17 protein-coding genes and 1 pseudogene are annotated in these 19,437 nt (G+C 49.8%); 7 read left to right on the top strand and 11 right to left on the bottom strand.

Annotation, left to right across the window (positions count from 1 at the left end; all coding sequences use genetic code 11):
* Positions 1–16 precede the first annotated feature (16 nt).
* The 4 genes from IRJ17_RS14000 to hutG all read right to left on the bottom strand — a co-directional run bounded on the left by IRJ17_RS14000 (position 17) and on the right by hutG (position 6,579).
* Positions 17–3,193, bottom strand: coding sequence for a bifunctional cytochrome P450/NADPH--P450 reductase (locus tag IRJ17_RS14000; protein WP_242775270.1), 3,177 nt, complete (start codon positions 3,191–3,193; stop codon positions 17–19).
* 73 nt (positions 3,194–3,266) lie between these two features.
* The gene (locus IRJ17_RS13995; protein WP_242775100.1) at positions 3,267–3,833 is read right to left on the bottom strand and encodes a TetR/AcrR family transcriptional regulator; all 567 of its coding nucleotides are present in this window, start codon (positions 3,831–3,833) and stop codon (positions 3,267–3,269) included.
* A 588-nt stretch (positions 3,834–4,421) separates the two neighbouring features.
* The gene (gene gltS, locus IRJ17_RS13990) at positions 4,422–5,609 is read right to left on the bottom strand and encodes a sodium/glutamate symporter (protein WP_173596958.1); all 1,188 of its coding nucleotides are present in this window, start codon (positions 5,607–5,609) and stop codon (positions 4,422–4,424) included.
* The gene (hutG, locus tag IRJ17_RS13985; protein ID WP_242775098.1) at positions 5,593–6,579 is read right to left on the bottom strand and encodes a formimidoylglutamase; all 987 of its coding nucleotides are present in this window, start codon (positions 6,577–6,579) and stop codon (positions 5,593–5,595) included. Before hutG ends, gltS begins: the two co-directional genes overlap by 17 nt.
* A 122-nt stretch (positions 6,580–6,701) precedes the next feature.
* Between hutG and IRJ17_RS13980 the strand changes: the two genes are divergently transcribed.
* Both IRJ17_RS13980 and IRJ17_RS13975 read left to right on the top strand, forming a co-directional pair.
* Complete coding sequence (locus IRJ17_RS13980) at positions 6,702–7,598, top strand: LysR family transcriptional regulator (RefSeq protein ID WP_242775096.1); 897 nt, start codon at positions 6,702–6,704, stop codon at positions 7,596–7,598.
* 309 nt (positions 7,599–7,907) lie between these two features.
* Positions 7,908–8,294 carry a RidA family protein gene (locus IRJ17_RS13975; protein WP_242775092.1) on the top strand — a complete coding sequence of 129 codons (387 nt, stop codon included), beginning with the start codon at positions 7,908–7,910 and terminating at the stop codon, positions 8,292–8,294.
* 378 nt (positions 8,295–8,672) lie between these two features.
* Here IRJ17_RS13975 and IRJ17_RS13970 read toward each other — a convergent pair whose 3' ends face one another.
* Both IRJ17_RS13970 and IRJ17_RS13965 read right to left on the bottom strand, forming a co-directional pair.
* A complete protein-coding gene (locus IRJ17_RS13970; protein ID WP_217023023.1) occupies positions 8,673–9,191 on the bottom strand; it encodes a hypothetical protein in 519 nt (172 codons plus the stop codon).
* On the bottom strand, positions 9,163–9,408 hold the full coding sequence (locus IRJ17_RS13965; RefSeq protein ID WP_242775089.1) for a hypothetical protein: 246 nt from the start codon (positions 9,406–9,408) through the stop codon (positions 9,163–9,165). Before IRJ17_RS13965 ends, IRJ17_RS13970 begins: the two co-directional genes overlap by 29 nt.
* A 182-nt stretch (positions 9,409–9,590) precedes the next feature.
* Between IRJ17_RS13965 and IRJ17_RS13960 the strand changes: the two genes are divergently transcribed.
* Complete coding sequence (locus IRJ17_RS13960) at positions 9,591–9,767, top strand: hypothetical protein (RefSeq protein ID WP_242775087.1); 177 nt, start codon at positions 9,591–9,593, stop codon at positions 9,765–9,767.
* 95 nt (positions 9,768–9,862) lie between these two features.
* On the opposite strand, the gene IRJ17_RS13955 is transcribed toward IRJ17_RS13960, so the two are convergent.
* From IRJ17_RS13955 to IRJ17_RS13945, 3 genes are all read right to left on the bottom strand, one after another.
* The gene (locus tag IRJ17_RS13955) at positions 9,863–10,297 is read right to left on the bottom strand and encodes a hypothetical protein (protein WP_242775085.1); all 435 of its coding nucleotides are present in this window, start codon (positions 10,295–10,297) and stop codon (positions 9,863–9,865) included.
* A gap of 20 nt (positions 10,298–10,317) precedes the next feature.
* Entirely contained in the window at positions 10,318–10,617 is a 300-nt protein-coding gene (locus tag IRJ17_RS13950; RefSeq protein ID WP_122964858.1) for a hypothetical protein, read from the bottom strand.
* Between the two features lie 415 nt (positions 10,618–11,032).
* A complete protein-coding gene (locus IRJ17_RS13945) occupies positions 11,033–11,596 on the bottom strand; it encodes a hypothetical protein (protein ID WP_242775083.1) in 564 nt (187 codons plus the stop codon).
* A gap of 254 nt (positions 11,597–11,850) precedes the next feature.
* Here IRJ17_RS13945 and IRJ17_RS13940 point away from each other — a divergent pair, with 254 nt between their 5' ends.
* The 3 genes from IRJ17_RS13940 (at position 11,851) to IRJ17_RS13930 (ending at position 15,461) form a co-directional block, all read left to right on the top strand.
* Positions 11,851–12,420: a DJ-1/PfpI family protein gene (locus tag IRJ17_RS13940; RefSeq protein ID WP_167470314.1), complete on the top strand. Its 570-nt coding sequence runs from the start codon at positions 11,851–11,853 to the stop codon at positions 12,418–12,420.
* Between the two features lie 397 nt (positions 12,421–12,817).
* Positions 12,818–13,942, top strand: coding sequence for a hypothetical protein (locus IRJ17_RS13935; protein WP_173599833.1), 1,125 nt, complete (start codon positions 12,818–12,820; stop codon positions 13,940–13,942).
* Between the two features lie 646 nt (positions 13,943–14,588).
* Positions 14,589–15,461 carry a discoidin domain-containing protein gene (locus IRJ17_RS13930; protein WP_122964853.1) on the top strand — a complete coding sequence of 291 codons (873 nt, stop codon included), beginning with the start codon at positions 14,589–14,591 and terminating at the stop codon, positions 15,459–15,461.
* 308 nt (positions 15,462–15,769) lie between these two features.
* On the opposite strand, the gene IRJ17_RS13925 is transcribed toward IRJ17_RS13930, so the two are convergent.
* Together IRJ17_RS13925 and IRJ17_RS13920 are read right to left on the bottom strand one after the other, a co-directional pair.
* Entirely contained in the window at positions 15,770–15,928 is a 159-nt protein-coding gene (locus IRJ17_RS13925) for an alanine acetyltransferase (RefSeq protein ID WP_341276026.1), read from the bottom strand.
* 62 nt (positions 15,929–15,990) lie between these two features.
* Positions 15,991–16,074, bottom strand: a pseudogene (locus IRJ17_RS13920) (ASCH domain-containing protein); the annotation flags it as partial.
* A 443-nt stretch (positions 16,075–16,517) separates the two neighbouring features.
* On the opposite strand from IRJ17_RS13920, the gene IRJ17_RS13915 reads away from it, so the two are divergent.
* Complete coding sequence (locus tag IRJ17_RS13915; RefSeq protein ID WP_242775079.1) at positions 16,518–19,406, top strand: BMQ_0737 family morphogenetic spore coat protein; 2,889 nt, start codon at positions 16,518–16,520, stop codon at positions 19,404–19,406.
* Positions 19,407–19,437: the final 31 nt, after the last annotated feature.

The following is a 19,437-nucleotide window of genomic DNA, read 5'->3' as shown; positions in this document are numbered from 1 at the left end:
GGCCGCAACGACTCGTTTACGTCCGCGACCAGACATCTTTGGCGTATCGGCCTTCCGCTTGCAGCTGCTCAAGCCACGCTTGCGCCTCCGCCGGGTCCGCGCCACGGACGCGCTGGTAAATCCGCAACACAGTCGCTTCCACATCCGGCGCCATGTGCGTACCATCCCCGCACACATACAAGCGCCCTCTGTTATCGAGCAAGTCGACCAAGTACACGTCATCTTGTTCGAGCAGGTGCTGGACGTACGTTTTGACCATGCCGGGAGAGCGGGAAAAAGCCGTATGCAAGGTGACGATGCCGTCTCTTTGGTATTGCTCCAGCTCCTCGCGGTACAAAAAGTCCAGTTCGTTTCGGCAGCCAAAATAAAGGTGGGCTTCGCCAAGCGGCACTCCTTGTTCTTTCAAAGCAGCTCTCGCTTGCAAAAACCCGCGAAACGGTGCGATCCCGGTTCCCGGCCCGACCATGACGATCGGCAGCAGCGGATTTTCTGGCAACTGGAAGCCCGACTCGGGAGTACGGACGAACATCCATATTTTTTCCCCGGCGCTGCGCTCTGCCAAAAAGGTAGAAGCTACTCCGTGGTATTGCCCCTGGCCGCTCCAGGCAGGCCCGTTCACTACTGCCACTGTCAAGCTGGCCTGATCTTCCCAGTGCATCGGAGAGCTGGAGATCGAGTAATACCTGGGCCTTAGCGGCGGCAGCAGGTCCAGGAACTTGGCAAAAGGCAATTCGCAAGCCTCGTACTTTTCGAGCAATTCGAGCATCGTGAGCCGTTTTTTCAACACTTGCTCGGCGTAGACCGTCTCGTCCAGCAGCGCTTCCAGCTCCCGCTTGTGCGGAGGGCACACCGTGCAGGCGGCCAGCGCTCGCAACTGGGCGCGGGTAGCTGCTTCCTGCACCTCGACGCTCGTCAACAGCAGATCGCGCAAGCTGACGGGACGATCCAAAGGGAGATGGACGGCGCTTCGCCCGTGAACGCGCAAAATCAACTGCTCCGTGCCTTGCAAACGGAATCGGCGCAAAATCCGCTCGACGATCTCCGGACGATTGTTCGGCAAGATGCCGATGTGGTCGCCCTCCTGATAGATGACTCCCGCTGGCAAGGCAAGCTCGATGTGCCGCGTGCTGCGACCGCTGCCTGGCTGTTGCAGTTCGCGGTTCGCCAGCACAGTCGCCTGGACGCAATCATACGCTTCCGCCAGCGGAACGGTTGGATGTCCTGCCACAAACTGGACTTGCAGCTCCGTCTGCTCGCCTTCTGCCTGCTCTTCCCGATGCAGGCCGAAAGCGTCCGTCAAGTCGTTCCACATCGTCTCGCGCCAGTCGTCCACCTGTTTTTCAAAATCTCCGCCCGCATCGGCTTCCCCGCGCCCGGACAGTCGCGTGCCGCCCTTTTTCGCGAGCTGCTCGTCAATGAACACAGGGACACTTTGATACGTATTCGACCAGTTCCGATCTCCGCATCCGAGCACAGCGAACTGCACGCCCGCAAGCTCCCCCGGCTGCACCTGCTCCAGCCATTTGACGAAGCTGGCCGCATTTCGCGGAGGCCTGCCGTTGTAGGACGCGGTTACGATCAGAACAGCTCCTTTTGTCGGCAGCTTTCCCGCCCAGTCGTTGAGAACGCCTACTTCACTGGCAAAACCGTACTGGCGCGCCGCATCCGCCAGCTCACGCGCTTTGCCTTCGGCCGTTCCGAGATTCGATCCGTACAGGACGAGCAGCGGAATGGCCGTGGCACCTACTGGCGTTTTCGCTGCTTGCGGCTTCACGGGAGCTTGTGCGTTTCCTTTTGCCTGCTCGCGGTGCTTGTCAGCAGGTACGCTCACTGCGCTTCTGTCTGTGCGCTGCCGGACGCGAATCGTAAAGCCATCCGGCTTGATCGTGAGCGTCTGCGCTACTTTCAACTGGTAGTTGGCGTAGTCGACCAACCGGAAATTTTGCAAAATCATCCCGAGCACGAGCGTCGCCTCATACAGCGCAAACTGCATGCCGATGCACGCACGCTCGCCGTTTCCAAACGGCTTGTAGGCATGATGCGGCACTTTTGCCGGATCGCTGAACCGCTCGGGACGAAACTCTTCCGCATCCTCGCCCCACGCATCCTTGTCCCGATGAAGCTGCGGCAAAATGACGCTGACCGTCTCACCTTTTTTGACCGGATACATCCCGCCGATTACCGTATCTTCCCTGGCGAACAAATCGAATCCGGGCGCGGTCGGCCACAGGCGCAAAGCTTCGTTCAGCACCAGCCGGATGTATTTGAGCTTTTGCACTTGCTCGTATTGCGGGATCGGCGTCGTCATCACCCGATCCACTTCCTCGTATGCCTTTTGCAGCACGCTCTCGTTTTTCAGCAAGTAGTACAGCGCAAAGGAAAGCAGTCCGCTCGTCGTCTCGTGTCCGGCGATCAAAAACGTAATGATCTGGTAACGAATATTCTCGTCGTCCAGCCCTTCGCCTGTCTCCGGATCTTTGCCATGGAGCATGCGTGCCAGCAAATCGGCTTCACCGCGATCTCCGTTCCGCTTTCTTTCCTCGATGATTTTGTCGACCAAGGAAAACATCGTCTGGATATCTTCCTGGAACTGCTGGCGCGTCTTCACCATCAACATATTCTGGATCGCGAGCCGCGAGCTTTTGTGCATCGCTTCGTTCAGCGCGCGCACCATGCTCTCGATAAACGGGCTGTGCTTTTCTTTGTAAAAACTGTTGAAGCGGTAGTTAAAGCCGCATATCCCGATCGTGTCGAGGGTGAGCCGGGTCATGTCGTCGGCCACGTCAATCGTTTCATTTGGATTGAGTCGCGCCCACTTTTGCACCAGTTGCGAAGCGATATCGACCATCATGTCGTGGTAGCCCTTCATCGCTTGCTGGCTGAACGTCGGCAGCAAAATGTTGTGTGCCTTTCGCCAGTTCGGCTCGGTTGTCCGGCTCGTAAACAAGCCATCCCCTGCAAATACGCGCACATTTTCCAGCACTCCGCTGACTTCCTTGTCAAAGCGGGTAATGTCACATACTTCTGCCACCAGCTTGTGCCCTGTGACGATCAAAGTAGTGAAACCGGGAAGCGTAAGACGGTAGATCGGGCCGTATTCCTTCGCCAGATCGCCCATGGACAAAATCGGTTGACTTTGGTCGATAGACGGCAAATTGCCAAGTGGACCGTACGTTTTCGGTTGCGGAATCATGACTGCTTCGCTCACATGCAACATCCTCTCGCAATGAAATGGCCTTGCTTCCTGCCGGACGGCGATGACTTCGTTACCTGGCGCTTACCCCGTGAAACAATGTATCCGTGACCAGTTGCGCTGCCGGCCTTTTGGCGAGACGCCCATCCTGCACCTGCTGCCACGCAATGAAAACAAGCATGTACAGCGCATTCCAGACCCAATCCACGCTCATGTCCTGGCGCACGATCCCTTTTTCCTGCAACAGGCGGATCGCGTAGCAAACCGGCTCTTTGAGCTTGTGCTCGGCCGCGATAATTTCCTCGCTGTAATAAAGCGTCGCGTCGTGCGTCAGGAAGTAAATTTTGTCGCCAAGCGGAATCAGCGCCTCGATCAGCGCCGGGATGTAGTCCTCCAGCTTTTCCTCATCGAGCGGGATTTGTCGCATGCTCTCCCCCACAACTTGAAGGGCACGCAGCCCCAACTGAAGCATCAGTTGCTCCCTGCTCTCGATGTACCGATGCAGCGTAGCGATGCCAATCCCCGCATATTCGGCGATTTCGTTCAGCGACGCTGTCGGCTTTTGAATCAACAACTCGGTAGCGGCATCCAAAATGGCGCGAAGCCGCGCTTCTTTTATGGCAGATCGGGAATGGTTCACTCAGCAGCCCTACTTTCTCATGCTCGCACATTCATGCTTGTTTTTGATAGTTTTATCTATCATTCGATACAAATGTATATCAACTTCCAATTTCTTTCAACACAAGAACCGCATTGGTCACGGATTGTTCAAGAATCGGCTGGCTTGCAAACCGAACTGCTTCTTTGGAACTATTTGAGAAAAAAAGGATGAATTGTATACTGTTTCAAAACGAATCGAGGGGGGATTGTTCGTGAAATTCACGGATGCTCCAAAATGTTTTTCCTGCAATCAAGCCATCAAAATAAACGTGCACATTCGCCCGGTCGGAAACTCATCTACGTTTGGCACAATCGCTGAGGTGAGGCTTTTGAACAAAGTGGAGGGGGGAGAGGAAAAGCAGCTGTACCTGAGCGCCCGAGCTCAGTGCTACAATTACGCATGCCGAGCCGTCAACCTCTTTTACTACGTCGTCGGCGAGCAAAGCATGCGCTACCAACGGGTATTTCCCGCTTTCACAAGCGCAAACGGTTGATGCTGCTGCAATAAGCAAGCCCCACGTAAAAATCCCTGTCCGCGGATCACACCATGGACAGGGATTTTCTCGTCTTACTTCAACAAGTTTATCGTCGTAATAATAATCGGCATCGCAAACACGTCGATCAGGAAGGCCCCGACAATCGGCACGACCAGATAAGCTTTTCGCGATGGGCCGAAGCGCTCCGTCACTGCCGCCATATTCGCCATCGCATTCGGCGTGGCACCGAGGCCATGACCCGTAAAGCCTGCCACCATCACAGCCGCATCGTAGTTTTTGCCGAGCAAACGGAACAAAACGAAGATGCCGAACAAGACGATGAAGACCACTTGCACGAACACGATCACCAGCATCGGAAGCGCCAGGGCAGCTACTTCCCACAGCTTGATGCTCATCAGCGCCATGGACAAAAAGATTCCGAGTGTCACATCGCTGATCAGATTGATGCTTTTCATATCAATCGCATCCGGTTTGAATTTGTCAACGACATTGCGAACGATGACAGCAACGAACATCGCTCCCACATAACCAGGCAAAACAAATCCTGTCGCCGTGGAAAACAGTCCGCCCAAGTATGTGCCCACCGCCATACAAAACGTGATCAGCAATACTTGCGTGAAAAAAGCGTTCGTGGCGATAGGCTGCGCCGCCTCTTCCACGTTTTTCGCTGTGTCCTCCACTTCCGTCGGCTTCAGATTGTGCTTCGCAATCAAATACTTCACGGTCGGCCCGCCGACCAATCCCCCGGCTACAAGACCGAACGTAGCGGCAGCAATCCCGATCGCGAGTGCAGATGGAATCCCCAAATCTTCCACCGTTTGACCAAAAGCCGTCGCAGCACCGTGACCGCCTTCCATGGAAACGGCGCCAGCCATCATGCCGATGAGCGGGTGAATACCGAACAGCGAGGCCAGCGAAACACCGATCACATTTTGCGCCAAAGCCAAAAAGCCACAGGCAATCCAGTAAATGACGAGCAGCTTCCCGCCCAGCTTGATCAGCTTGAAACTCGCTCCCAGTCCCACCGTGGTGAAAAACGTGAGCATGAACAAGCTTTGCAAAGACGTGTCCAGGGAAATCTCCACTGCCCCGCTCGCTTTCAACACTGTAGCGACAATCGCAAACAACAGCCCGCCGACCACGGGCGCCGGAATGCAAAATCGTTGCAGCAAGCTTGCTTTTTTCACCAGAAAGCTTCCCAAAACGAGCAAAGCGACAGACAGAAAAATGGTACTGACCTGATTAAGTGCGAGTGTCATTGTTGTCTCCTCCTAAAAATCCCGCGATGGCCTCGTTCGTCAAATAAGCACCTAGCTTCACCGTTTTCCCGTTTTCATCCAACAGCGGATTCACTTCACAAATATCGAAAGAAAGCGTTTTCTTATGAGCGGCAACGGTACGAATTAAACTGCGGACGATCAAAGGCGTCAAGCCAAAAGGCGATGGGGCACTCACTCCGGGAGCGCTTGCTGCACTCAGCACATCCGTGCACAGTGTGAGCATGATCGCATCGCGTTCTTCCATAAAAGCGTTAAGCTGGGACACGATGTCCGCCATCCCCGCTTCCGCCATCTCTTCTTCCAAAATATAGCGGACGCCCAGCTCGTCCGCTTTGTCGAACAGTTCCTGCGTATTGCCAAACCGCTGGATTCCGAGCACAAAGTAGTCGCTGTTCGGGTCTTGCTCCAAAATTTGTCGAAACATCGTCCCGGATGAAGGCTGCCTATCGTAGGCCCGCAAGTCAAAATGAGCGTCGATATTGATGATGCCAAGCGATGCTTCTGTTCCGATATGGCTACGGACACCTGCATAATGTCCGTACAAAGTCTCATGTCCTCCGCCCAAAATGATCGGTGTTGCTGATTTTGCCAGTATCGCCGCTACCGCTTGCCCCAATTCCTGCTGCGCCTCTTCCAGTCGTTCATGCGGGCAAGCGACATTTCCCACATCCAGGAGACGGCTGCTTTCGCTTTGCCTCCACGGCAGGCTTGCAAGCGCTTGCCGAATCGCGCTTGGCGCTTTTGCCGCCCCGACTCGCCCTTGGTTGCGGCGTACGCCTTCATCGCATTCAAAGCCGACAATCGCGCAAGCCCTGCCTGGCGTTGCCTGCAAGTGCGTTAGTTCGATCTGTTCCACCACTTGATGGTAGCGAAAATGGCTTCTTTGCGTAGGATGGTCTGTCCGCCCGGTCCATATCGTCGCTGAAACATGCTCTCTCAAGATGTTCATCCTTTCTGAACCTTCTGAAGTAGATTTTGTTTATTGATTATATAATGGCGAACTTATTATGACTAATATATAATTTTAATAAATTAATAGCTTGAAGCTATAAATCCGAAGGAGCGACTCAGGTGGACATCAAGCAATTGCATTACTTCGTCACGGTTTCCGATTTGTTGAGCTACTCCAAAGCCGCACAAAAGCTGCACATTTCCCAGCCTTCGCTAAGCAACGCGATCAAAAATCTGGAACAAGAGGTGGGCTCGCCCCTGCTGGAAAGAAACACGCGGAAGATCGAGCTGACGGACGCTGGAAACATTTTGTACCGAAAGGCGATCCTGCTTCTCTCCCAGATGGACACGCTGAAAAAGGAAATGGAGGAAGTCAAGGAAACCGGGAGCGGCCAGCTCATCATCGGCATCATCGAGTCGGCCAAGCATTGGGTGCCCAAAGTCATTCGCAACTATCAGGAACACTTCCCGTCCATGAATATCAAGCTGATCGAAGTGCTGAGCGGACAGGCTGTCAAAGATTCCTTGCGCAAATACCACACCCATCTGCTCATTACAAACCAATCTATCCAGGAAGACGATCTCGAAACAATTCCGCTCTACATCGAGAATTTGGTGCTTGTCCTGCACAGGAGCCATCCGTTAGCGCAGCAAGAGTCCGTCTCGCTGAAAGAAGTGGTGGCTGAGCCTTTTATCATCAGCACAGAAGGCTTCCAGACTCGGGAAAACATCTTGTCGGCTTTTGCCATGGAAGATGTGGAGCCGCGCATCAAATTCGAGATCGAACGCTTCGAAACCGCGCTGTCGCTCATCCGGGAAAATCTGGGGATCACGATCATTCCCGAAAACTATTTGGCTGGCGTAAGCGACCCGTCCATTGTGCGGAAGAAAATTGATTCATCATTTTTGCAAAGAACCGTTTTTTTAGCTTACTTAAAAAATCGTTACTTGACTCCGGCGGTTCGGGCATTTTTGGCAGGGATACAAGAGGAGTTTGGTTGTGGGAGACGAGAGTAGTTTTTGTCAGGAAAGGCAGGGAACGTTTGACTTTTGCTGCGGGTGCGTTCAATCTGGTCAGCTTTTTCATCCGCCTGCTCGAATGATTGATTCGCCACGCTTTGGTTGTAAGAATGCTCTTGCTAATTTTCTTCTTCATTTCCTTGCTATTTCTTTGCTGTTTCCTTCCTATTTCCTTGCCGATGCACGTAACTAACGGTCCTCACTCGCTTGCGTTACGGGAACTTCCCATTCCCGGCCGCAAGCGGGCCGTTCTCATCCGTTTCCCAGTTTGTGGTATAATGGAACAGACAAAAAGGAGGGAACATTTTGACGATTATTCGAAAAAACCCCGAAACGGTTGCACCACCTGTAGGCTCCTACACGCATTTGACGATCTTGCCAAGAGATGCCGAGCTACTGGTGCTGAGCGGACAGGTTGGCATGGACCCGTCTGGCAACCTCCCCGATGAAGTCGAACAACAATTGCGTCTCGCTTTACAAAATGTGACCCTCATCCTGCAAAGCGAGGGAGTCTCGCTGGACGGAATTGTCAAAATCAACATCTGGATGACCGAGAAACTGGAGCGCACCAGCTTCCAGGCAATCTGGACCGAATTTCACGGCGGCAATCCGCCTTCGACCACAGTAGCCTACGTCTCTGCCCTGGCCCAGCCAGCATTGAAAGTAGAAGTGGAAGCGTGGGCAGCGCGATAAGCATGAGGAGGTGCCAAGGTGCTTAAAAAAATCCAGGAATCCGTGTACATGGTTGTCGTCTCGCTTTCAGTCATTATGGAATGGTTCGCATAAAAAGGTGGACTTGTCTTTCCAGGATGTGCCCGGCATGATGATGTCTCGGGCTTTTTTTACGAGGTGGTTCGCTTGTGCAGGTGCATCCGCACCTTGCTCGGGCTGGCTTCCTTTTGCAGACGCATCTACCTTGCACGCGCCGCTGGCTTCCTTTTATAGCCGCATCCACCATCCACTTTCTAATGCAAACAAGCCAAATTTCCCAACCAGCACACATGCAGCCGGAGTGCCACTTACTTTCATTTTCAAGAGGTGCAAGCTATGTTTTCCCCCATTATCAGTATCTTAATGAGCATCTGACTGTACAGAGAAGCAAAGCTTCGCAACGAGCCGCGAGTGCTTTGGGCGATTTCCGGGCTGCTCTTCTCTTTTTTGGCGATGGGTGTGTTTCACTTGAAATACGGGAATCGCACGCAAGGCATTGTCGCTTTGTTCTTCGGGATTGTTGTTTATTCTTTTTGGCTTGCGGATTTTGTGCGTGCATAACGCTTCTAATGCCAGTGGAGCAGCTCCCTGGTTTTTTCTTTTGTCTGTTTGTCTTTGGTCTGTTTGTTTCTGGCCTGTCCCAGCTTTTTCCCCCTGTCCAATCGCACTTTGCCCACTCTCTGCTCCGCTCCCCTCGCCTGCCATTTCTGCCATGGCCGACTCGCTCTTTCTGTCCTCATGAAATGAACCAAGTCCCGCATACCTGAAAAAACCCCCGGATATCCCGGAGGCTGTTGACGGATGTACTGAAAAACGGCTGCGAAATGGTGTATTTACCAATCCGGCTTCTTTAATAGAGAACTTCCAAAACAAATTCATTCGATCGAAACAGCATTTCCAACGACTTTTCCTCAATCCTGACCCTGGCAATGAGTTCTTGCGGGTTGGCAAAGCATGCGGCATCCTCCGCGCCATATTGGCAAAAACAGCGGCCGTTTGAGGTATTCGTGATGGAGTAGCGTTTTTCTTTATACGTAAATTCCACTTCTCTGCCTTGGAACAAATCATGCGTAAATTGGTCGTATGTATAAGCCATAAGCGCCTCCGCGAAGATTAGTGCCTTTTCATGTGGATGCTTGTTTTGTCATAAAAACAGCTTTTCGCTGCCGATTAAACTTGCTCTCGCGTCTCTTGCCCGCTTCGCCTGGTTGTTCACCTGCCGCTGCCTGTAACCAATCTCATCCAAACACGTACTTCATGGCGAAAGGAGCGCTCGGTATGTATGACTTTTTCTCTGCCGTGTTTGTCGTCATCTTTCTTCTTGCCTGGGGTGTAATCGTACAGGTCAGGTCGCTGCCGGGAAAATGGCTGTGTCTCGTTGTCATGCTGCTGTTTTTGTGGGGGCTGGTCGAGTTGCTGGACTATATGTATCCTTCGGCGCCGCACTACGAGTAGGCATCTTGTCTTACCAACTTGTTACGCGGTTACGCCCCTCTGATCCATCCCCTCGACATGCTGGCCGTTTTTTAGGCTTGAAGACGGCATCACCTTTATTCCTTGTTCTTAGCAAAATACCCTTCTTCAAATACACACACGGTTTCAACGGGAAGACTTGTGTTCTCGAAGGCAAATTCGGCATAAACACCAAAGCCCAATGCTAATGAAACAAAACCCGTTCCGTTCGTTTGGATGTCAGGATCATATTGCCTGACAAACGTTTCTGCTTCCTCGTAAGGAATATTCATGAGGTTTTTTCCATGAAAGCCCGCACGAGGTTGAAAATTCAGCGCGGCCTGCACTTCGTCGGGAGTCATGCCAAGCAACAGCTCTCCCGCCCCTTTGTATGGGTCTATATGAAACTCTGTAGTTGCCGGATATTCTGTCCTATTTCTCGGAGGTGGGAGTCGTTGCTCCGAGTTGAATGGCGTTGGTTCCTCCAGATTGTATTTCTTTTTCAACCGTTCTTTTACATCATCGGGAATCATCTGCACTCTCCCTGCTCTGGTTAATGTTCCCCCAATCGCTCCAGCCACTTTGCGAGTTGTTTCTTGGAGAACTGCACATCGTGGGCAGCGTGTGCTCCTTCTTGGCTTACCCACTTTTCCGCAATCTCCATGACGATGTCTATGGTCAATTCGTCTGTCTGCTGAAACAAGTCATCCTCATCTGCTCTCCAGCGCGACCAAAAAAGCCAGCACCATTCCGCCAGTTCCGCCGCGGTGTGCGAGTTTGCTTGGGCACATGATTGCTTTAGCAAGTGGAGCAGGCTTTCTTTCGTGTGCGGGTAGTCTTTCAAGGGGATCATCGTATGTTCACTTCCGTTTGTAAAATTGGGGGAGTTTGTTTGTTGAGCGCTCATAAATTGGTATAATTTACAATAAACGAAATCAATTCGAATTTCAATTTCAAGCAAAAGGAGGGCATTTATTTGTACTACTGGCGAAATCAGCGGGGCTACTTTTTGGCGCTAGTTTTGATGTTATCGCTTTACTTCACGGTTCAAATCGTCTGTTCATACAAAGGCATCTTTATTGACCAACATTTCGAGCTTTTTTTAACACTACTCGCAACAATACTTTTGATTCGTCTCATCTTTTCCCCAAAAAGATAACATTCTTTGGCTTGATACACGTTCTTACAGTCCATGAAAAAGCGCTTTTCTCTGATTGGGGGCGCACTCTGCCAACAAAAAAGAGGCGCAATCGCAGCCGCCTCGTTCGCTAATTCACTATCGGATTTTTGACGCTCAGTAACAGCTTATCTTCTTTTCCAAAAACATCGATCGTCTGCACGTGCCCCTGGAGCACGGCTCCGTTTTCATTGACCATGCCCAAAAACGGATGCGTCAGCTGATCAGCGATTTTCTTGCTTTCTTCTGATTCCGTCAATCCGGTGTAAAGGCCAAGCTTGTAAAAACCTTGCTCGCCCTTCGCGATCGCCAGTTTCAGCTCTTTTTGGTACCACGATGTCATCGAGAAGTTTTCGTGATAGTCCTTTAGCATCACTTTTTCAAGCTCGGCCAATTTTTCAGCCGGAAGGACCGCGGACTCCTCCGCCCCCTTGGCCGGAACTGCCTTTTCCGTCGATTCATTCTGTCCACTCGGAGCAAAAAGCCCCAGCGCGATGGAAACAAATCCTACAGCCGCAATGATGTTCATTCTCTTAAAAATTCGTTTGGCTTCATTCTTTTGCTTCTGCGCGTCCTTCCTCATCCCGACAAAAGCCATGACAATGGCAACAACCACCGCGATAAACCCAATTGGCAAAAATAATACAAAAGACACGCTGTTCCCCCGTTTCCTCGTCGTTTTCCGGCGTCTTCTTCTATCGCTATCTGCATCGATTGTACCATTAACCTCTTGGTAATGAAATCGAAGCGCACAGCAAGAAGGCTTGGCCATCGTTAACAGTTCTTTTGGGGCTTTTTTTCTTTTTCAGCACTTCCATGCAAAAGCAAGTCGTAGACGCACCCAAATGTTATACTATTCACAATTCAACGAACAAAAGAAGCGCCACAAACCGCAAAAGGATGATTGGATTGAAAAAACTGCTGCTGTTCCTCTACGACTCATTCGCAGAATTTGAAGTAATTACATTAGTCACGGCACTCAAGAGAACCGACTACACGCTTGTTACTTTTTCGACCAAGCCGAAAGGAGAGGCTGTTACAGCCTTATCTACGCTATGTTACCTTCCTGCCCGATCCGTTCAAGATATCGATGTTGACGAATTTGCAGCCCTGGTTATTCCGGGCGGCGCCCCCCATCCGTTTCTGCACGCCCAAAAATTGATACAAGTTATTCGGTCATTTTACGAACAAAACAAATTAATCGCAGCGATTTGTGGTGGGCCTTCCTTGCTCGGCGCAGCCGCCATTCTCAATGAAATTGCCTATACTGCCTCTATTGAACCGAGCGATCTGGAATACGAGCACGTGATGAATTGGGAAAACAAGCGAAATGAACGGCTTGTCATCGATAAGAACGTGATTACAGCTACAGGCTCCAATTATCTTGATTTTGCGGAGGAAGTGTTGCGAAGGCTTGGCGGTGTAGAGCCTGAGGACAAAAATCCCTTGCAGTACTTTAGAGAGCCGTCGATGTCGTAGGTGCAAGTTGCTATCGATACTGCAATCGGTCAAGGAACCACTCATCATAGAAGCACTCTCAACCTCTTCTACTTTTCATTGTAGTTTAGGGGTTGAGAACACAGCGGGTCGTTTTTGTAGCCTTCAATCTTGGAACATCACCAACGAGTAGTTTTGGTTCCAATAACACAGGTATATATAGATTGGTTAAATCGCCGAACAGATTTCCTTGTTTGTTTGAAATGAAGAACCGTCTTATCTGACGGAAACCATAGTTGCCTTGCAAAAGGATAATATCTTCTGCTTAGCTTATCAGTTAAAGCATCTCAAACCAACCAATAACTAAATATTAACAATTTTGGTTTTTTCTCCGATACTCCTAATATATTCTGAATAATGATATAGGAGTGAGGCATTTATGGCAAAAAATATATCTATTCGTGATTACACACCTAGCAAAAGTAACACTTCGCAAACTACAAAAGTTACAGTTCCAACTAAACCAGCCTCTCCGCCTAAAGAAGTAGCCGTAACAACCACAAATCCAAAAAGTGACTCCGTTCAAATTAGTCCAGCAGCACAACAAGCTTATAAGAGCAGTCAAGTCACACCAGCCCTGTCCACTCCCCAAAATGAAAAAAATCCGACTGTCCAACCGAAATCAACAGTAATCGCCAAATCCATTCCAGAAGGCACTCATAGCGGGAACTCAGGCTCAATAACCACCGATAATAAATCCTCAAAACAAGAGCCTGTTGTAAAAGAACGTATTGACAAAGATAAAGAAGCACATGGTGTTGTTGTGAAAGACCATAGAGATAAGGATAAAGATTTACATGGTTATACCAATACTAAACCGAAATCTAACAAAGACACCTATGACCCCTATGCCATACTTAAGCTGAAAGCACAGACTACGCTCCCCAATAAGAATCTAATCAAAATACTTAGCAATCAACCTTCTCAGCCTTCTATAACAAATTCTAAGTCTGAATACATAAAACAAGAGAAAAAGGTCTCAACAAATACTTTTGAAGGTCCTGTTGGAGAAATTGATTATATTTCATTTGGTGGAAGTGCAATTGCAGGCGGTGGTGGTGGTGCCGCAATCACAATTGACAAAAACGGAAAGGTATACATAGGAGGAAATATCGGGATTGGCTTTGACGTCGGATTCAGTGGTAAAGCTGGTTACATACCTGATGATATTAAACCAGAAGATTTCATCTCAGGAACTGCAATAAATGAAAGCATACAACTTGGACCAATTTCAGGAGGGCTCACTAAACCTTACAGTTCTACAGGTAGTTCTCCAACGGGACTCGAAGTTGGTGTAGCAGGAAAAGTACCAATTGGTGGCAGTATTACTTACGGAGGAACTAAAGAAATTCTCGATATTAAAAGGGACATTGTAGAGCCTGTTAAAGACATTGTTGAGGACGTAAAGGACCTATTTAGAGAAAAAAGATCAAGAGACCGAGAAGAAAAGGAGAGTAACGATAGAAATATTGTCGAAAGAGTAATTCGATCTATTTTTGGTTAATCAAATTAAATCATCAATAGTAGGAGTGTATATTTCTTGAATGACTCGCCTTGGATATTAATCGCACTTGTAATCCTTTCCACTATAGGTTTTTTCACTGCGTTCAGAACCAAGGACGTCCAAAAATTACGTTCTAGAATAATTGGATCAGCAAGCGATCCTCATAGCCAATTTGATTATTGGTTATTTAAAATCATTGGATTCTTGATGTTTGCTATTGGAGCACTCGTAATAATAGCGAGAATATTAAACCTACTTATTTAGTGTCCCCCTCTTCTGCTTGTATAGCAAATGCAAAGCATGTAGCTAGAAGATGAGGGCATCGTTAGAAGTCCCTTTGGGGCTTCTTTTCTCTTAATTACTGCTAAGTGGGTTACTTGCTAGATCAGTGAATCCGCTCAGCATTTCTCATCTTGTGACGATGATGCAATAAGGCCCTATTCAGTTGCCTGATCCGCCCCTGACTTTGATTGTAATCGTCCGTCCATAAAATCATCTCGGCAACAATGTTGCTTAGACTTAACTAAGAAAAACTCTCTACCTTAGGCTCAAAAAATTTCCATATTTTGTTTTGCAAAAACTAACTCAGTGCTCTATATTTTTATTGGTTCCTATTATCTTTTTTTGAAAAATAAGAAGGGTTCTTGTGCGTCTTGCAAAAGGGTATAACTCAATTTTAGTAAGTCTTGTACTGGCATTTTCTATCTTATTTTCGGGACAAAACATTGCTTTAGCAGAAGATCAACAGCCTACTAAAGATCTTGTTCCAGCAATGACTGACTTCGATAAACCTGCTCCCATCGTCATTAGTGAAAGCGCCCATTATGGGTCTGGTGGACGTAATGATTATGGATGGAAAGCATTTGATGATTCTGTTGATTTTAATCACTTAGATTTTTGGTACGTTTATGCAACAACACCGCCTGAAGGCGGCCATTTTTTAAAAGTTGATTTCGGTTCAACTGAAAAAAAGAAGGTTAATCAAATTACTATAACCCCTTTGTTCCACAATGACTCCGTAAAGTCACTTATCAAGGACTGGAAATTATATGGGTCAAATGATAATACAACATGGGCCCTTGTTACCGAAGGGAAGTTAGAAAATGATAGAATTCCAGTAACAGTAGAAACGAATAATAAGAAATACTTTAGATACTATCGTATCAACGTTTTAAATAGTTATTATGATCCGACTGGGAGTTCTGTAGGAATTATGGAATTGGAAATGATCGGAGACACACTCATAAACACTGATCCTGATCCAACTCCCGATCCTACGCCAGCTGGAGAGCGTGCATTACTTGTTATTAAAATGATTAGTGGTCTTGAAAAAGAATTTGATTTATCTTCAACTGAAGTAGAAAGTTTCATTAATTGGTATAATAATCGTGCAGATGGACGCGGCAACGAAACATACATATTTGAAAAGAACTTTAATAAGGGGCCGTTTACATCACGAAAAGATTACGTAGCCTTCAACAAAATCCAATCCTTTGAAGTCATGGAATATAGCAAATAACATAAACGGCACCCTCCATGAGGGCGCCGTTTATGTACTTACGCCTTTACAGCTATTATATGATTCATGGATATTCACTAGATTTCCTCATCATTTAACAGTTGAAGTTCCTATCGATTCGATCAATTCACTCAACATTGCACAAAGTTTTAGCGGCTGATCATGAATTATTCCGCAGACGATGTAGGATGTTAACCATAGATAAACAAGTGCGACTTCGGGGAATATTTCCCACGCAGCAGCCTCACGACTATGATAAAACAGATAAAAACGAAGACTCCCCCAACCTTGGAGGAGCCTACAACTAGCTAAATTGGCGCTACTCGAAACATTCCGGTTAAAGCAGGGTACTGCTGAAAGCCGTATTTTTCATACAGTTTCTTGCCTTCGTTAGACGAAAAGAGACCGATAAAAGCTTGGTCGGGAGTATTCTCTTTTAGATAGAGCATGAGATTGTCCATAATCATTGTCCCTATCCCCATTTTTTGAAACTCCGGACGCACAACAATATTTTGCACATAAAAATAAACGTACCCCAGCTCCGAGTTTCAAAGCGTTTCTCGCCCAAAGCGATCAGCGTCGCCCATGGCTGGTGAATGGTAATTGCTTTCATCCCGAACTCCCCCCATTTGATCGCAGCTATCGATGTTCCTCGTCGTCTTCAGCCGCAATGCCGCACACAACAATCATATGTGCTGATACGTATGTACCGATGGCTGCTCGCTTGCATTCACGTTCCCTGAATCAGCTTGGCACTTTCGCTGTCTGCCCCTCCCGATTATCCGATCGTCCATTATCGTAAAACGACGTTGGCAGAGATATCGGTGAGAGATCCTTCATGATTTTTTCCACTTCCTGAGCACAAAGCGGTTTGATTTGACTGAAATACTTCTGTTTTGCAAGCGACATTACAGTTGTGCAAATATGCGTATTTGTCACCGCTGGAACTAATACAAATTGTCCATGCGGCAAAAATAAACACTCGCCCAGTCCACACACCTACAGCGGTACATACGTATAGCAATAAGGCACCTCGTTTACGGAAGGAGTGATTCGATGCCCATCGCGAATGACAACAGGCAGCAGGTTTTGCAGACATTCGGAAAAAGTCGTCCTTTTTTTGTCCCGAATGTCGGCCAGGCGGATTCCCGACTTCATTATTACGTAAAAGGAGCCGATTATGAAGCGTACTTCATGCCGGGAGAAGTTCTCCTGACGTTTCAAGAGAAGCCTGCCGGAGATTTTTCGCCCACAGCAGCCCTCGGCTCTATTTTTCCTCAATCCGCGGAGAAATGGAACAAGCAGGTACGCGGAGTCCGGCTGTCTTTGGCGTTTTTGGACTCCAACCCGGCAGCAAAGCCGACAGGCCGCAAGCTCGCTACAAGGACAGTCAACTATTTGAAGGGCAACGATTCTTCCAAATGGCATACAAATATTCCTACGTATGAGCACGTCGTCTATCCGAAGCTGTGGCCGGGAATTGACCTCGTGTTTCAAGGGGATAACGGCCGGATCAAATACGAATTTGTCGTTCAGCCCGGTGCGAAGGTGGCAGACATCCGTTTTGCCTATCGCGGAGCAAAATCGTTGTCTCTGGATGAGCAAGGGAATCTCCTCATACACACCGAAATCGGGGAGCTTCGCGAAGCACGTCCGTTCAGTTACCAGCAGATCGGCGGGCGGAAGGCAAGCGTCGGCAGTTCCTTTTTGCTCGAACAGCAACTAGATGGCGCACCCGTCATCCGCTTTCAGATCGGAGCTGACTACGATCCGTATTACCCGCTCGTCATCGATCCTGAGCTGGAGTACTCCACCTATTTGGGCGGAGGGAATTTCGAGATCGGCTTTGCGATCGCGGTCGATGCAGCGGGGAACGCCTACGTGACAGGCTCTACAAACACTCCCGAAACGGCTGCCGTTCCTTTTCCCATCACTCCCGGGGCCTTTCAAACAACATTTGGCGGGACATCGGATGCATTCGTCGCGAAACTGAATCCCGCCGGAAACACTTTCCTGTACTCCACTTACCTTGGTGGAGGGGGGATCGACCAAGGTTCGGCTATCGCCGTCGACTCCTTGGGAAACGCCTACATCACAGGCAACACGAACAGCTCTCAAACGAATCCGGTTCCGTTTCCCATCACTCCGGGGGCCTTTCAAACGACTTTTGGCGGAGCGCTGGATGCATTCGTTACCAAACTGAACCCTGCGGGCAACGCCCTCGTTTACTCCACCTACCTTGGCGGGGATTCCATCGATTTCGGCTCGGGTATTACCGTCGACGCCGCCGGAAACGCCTATATCGTCGGCACTACGGCAACTTCTCAATTGGATTTCACACCTTTCCCCATTACTCCCGGCGCGTTTCAAACGTCATTTGGAGGGAACACAGATGTGTTTGTCACCCAATTGAATGCCGCGGGCAACGCGCTCATCTACTCTACCTATCTGGGCGGAGGATCGTTCGATTCCGGGGCCGCCATCGCGGTCGATTCCTTGGGAAACGCGTACGTCACGGGAAGTACCTCTACTCCCGAGACCGATCCCGTTCCCTTCCCGATCACCCCGGGTTCCTTCCAAACGCTTTACGGGGGAGGCAGCTCTGACGCGTTTATTGCCAAACTGAACGCCACTGGCAGCACGCTTGTCTACTCTACCTACCTGGGCGGCGGGCAAAACGATGCAGGAGCTGCCATCGCGGTGGATACGGCAGGCAACGCATACGTGGCCGGAAGCACCGCTACCCTCCAGACCGATCCCGTCCCTTTTCCAATCACCCCGGGCGCCTTCCAGACGGTCTACGGAGGGGGGCTCTTAGATGCGTTTGTCACCAAGCTGAACCCGACAGGCAGCGCGCTTGTGTTTTCTACCTATCTAGGCGGCAGTCAGGACGATCAGGCTTTCGGGATCGCACTTGATTCCTTGCCAAACGTCTACGTGGCGGGTATCACCAACACACCTCAAACAGCACCCGTCCCTTTTCCGATCACACTGAATGCCTTTCAACGCAACTACGGGGGCGGCAGCCACGATGCATTCGTGACCAGCCTGAACACCGCAGGCAACGCTCTCCGCTATTCCACCTACTTGGGAGGCGGGCAAGACGACCAAGCTTTCGGCATCTCCGTAGATGGATCGGGAAACGCCTACGTGACAGGCATCACTTCCACTCCTGAAACAGATCCGGTTCCGTTTCCCATTACTCCAGGGGCAGCGCAGACTTTATTTGGAGGGAATCTGGACGCATTTATCGTCAAAATCATCGTGCCAGCTCCGCCGATCCCTATCAACGTCCTCGAAGTCTGCATCCGCGTCCCCAAAATATACGACTGGGTCTACACTGCGCTCTCGGGCCGAAACGAAGTCCGGATTCCAGACGAGTGCCGCCCGCTGGTGGAAGCCGCAATCCTGGCCGGTCAGCGTATCGATATCCAATGTACAGCGCCGCTTGCTCCACCATCATCCGGACACGTCCAGCCACCGTGCTGTTCAGACGCTGCTTGCTCGATTATCAGCATCCGCCGCGACACCAGTCTCGTTTACGGAAACGCAGTGCGAATGGGCATCGTCCACTTTCTGCTTCGCTCTACGCAGTTGATCCGCGTATTTGCCGACGGCGCGCTGCTGTGCGAATTTTCAGCTCCTGCCCAGCTCGACAGCGAAATCGCGCTTTGTTTGCCCGAGCCTCTGAATGCCTCCAACATCCGCTACCACATCGTCGCCAGCGAGTGTACGCCGAGCAGCCATGTACTGTTGGACGGCAGGGTCGTCATGGACATCGTCATCTGCATGCAGATCCAGGTGGAAACGGATGTGAAGCTGGAAGTGCTCGCCAAACTTTGCGCACCTCGTCCAAACTCGTTCCCGGTTCCTGTCCCGTCCCCATCTTTCCGTTGCCCGCCCATTGCTTTCCCGCCGCAATGTCCGAGCCTGTTCCCGCAATGAGCAACGATCGTCAAGCCGGGAGACGTGCGTT

Origin of the sequence: Brevibacillus parabrevis, assembly GCF_022701015.1 — a bacterium.
Classification (GTDB): Bacteria; Bacillota; Bacilli; order Brevibacillales; family Brevibacillaceae; genus Brevibacillus; species Brevibacillus parabrevis.
This window is presented reverse-complemented; position numbering and strand designations above follow the sequence as displayed.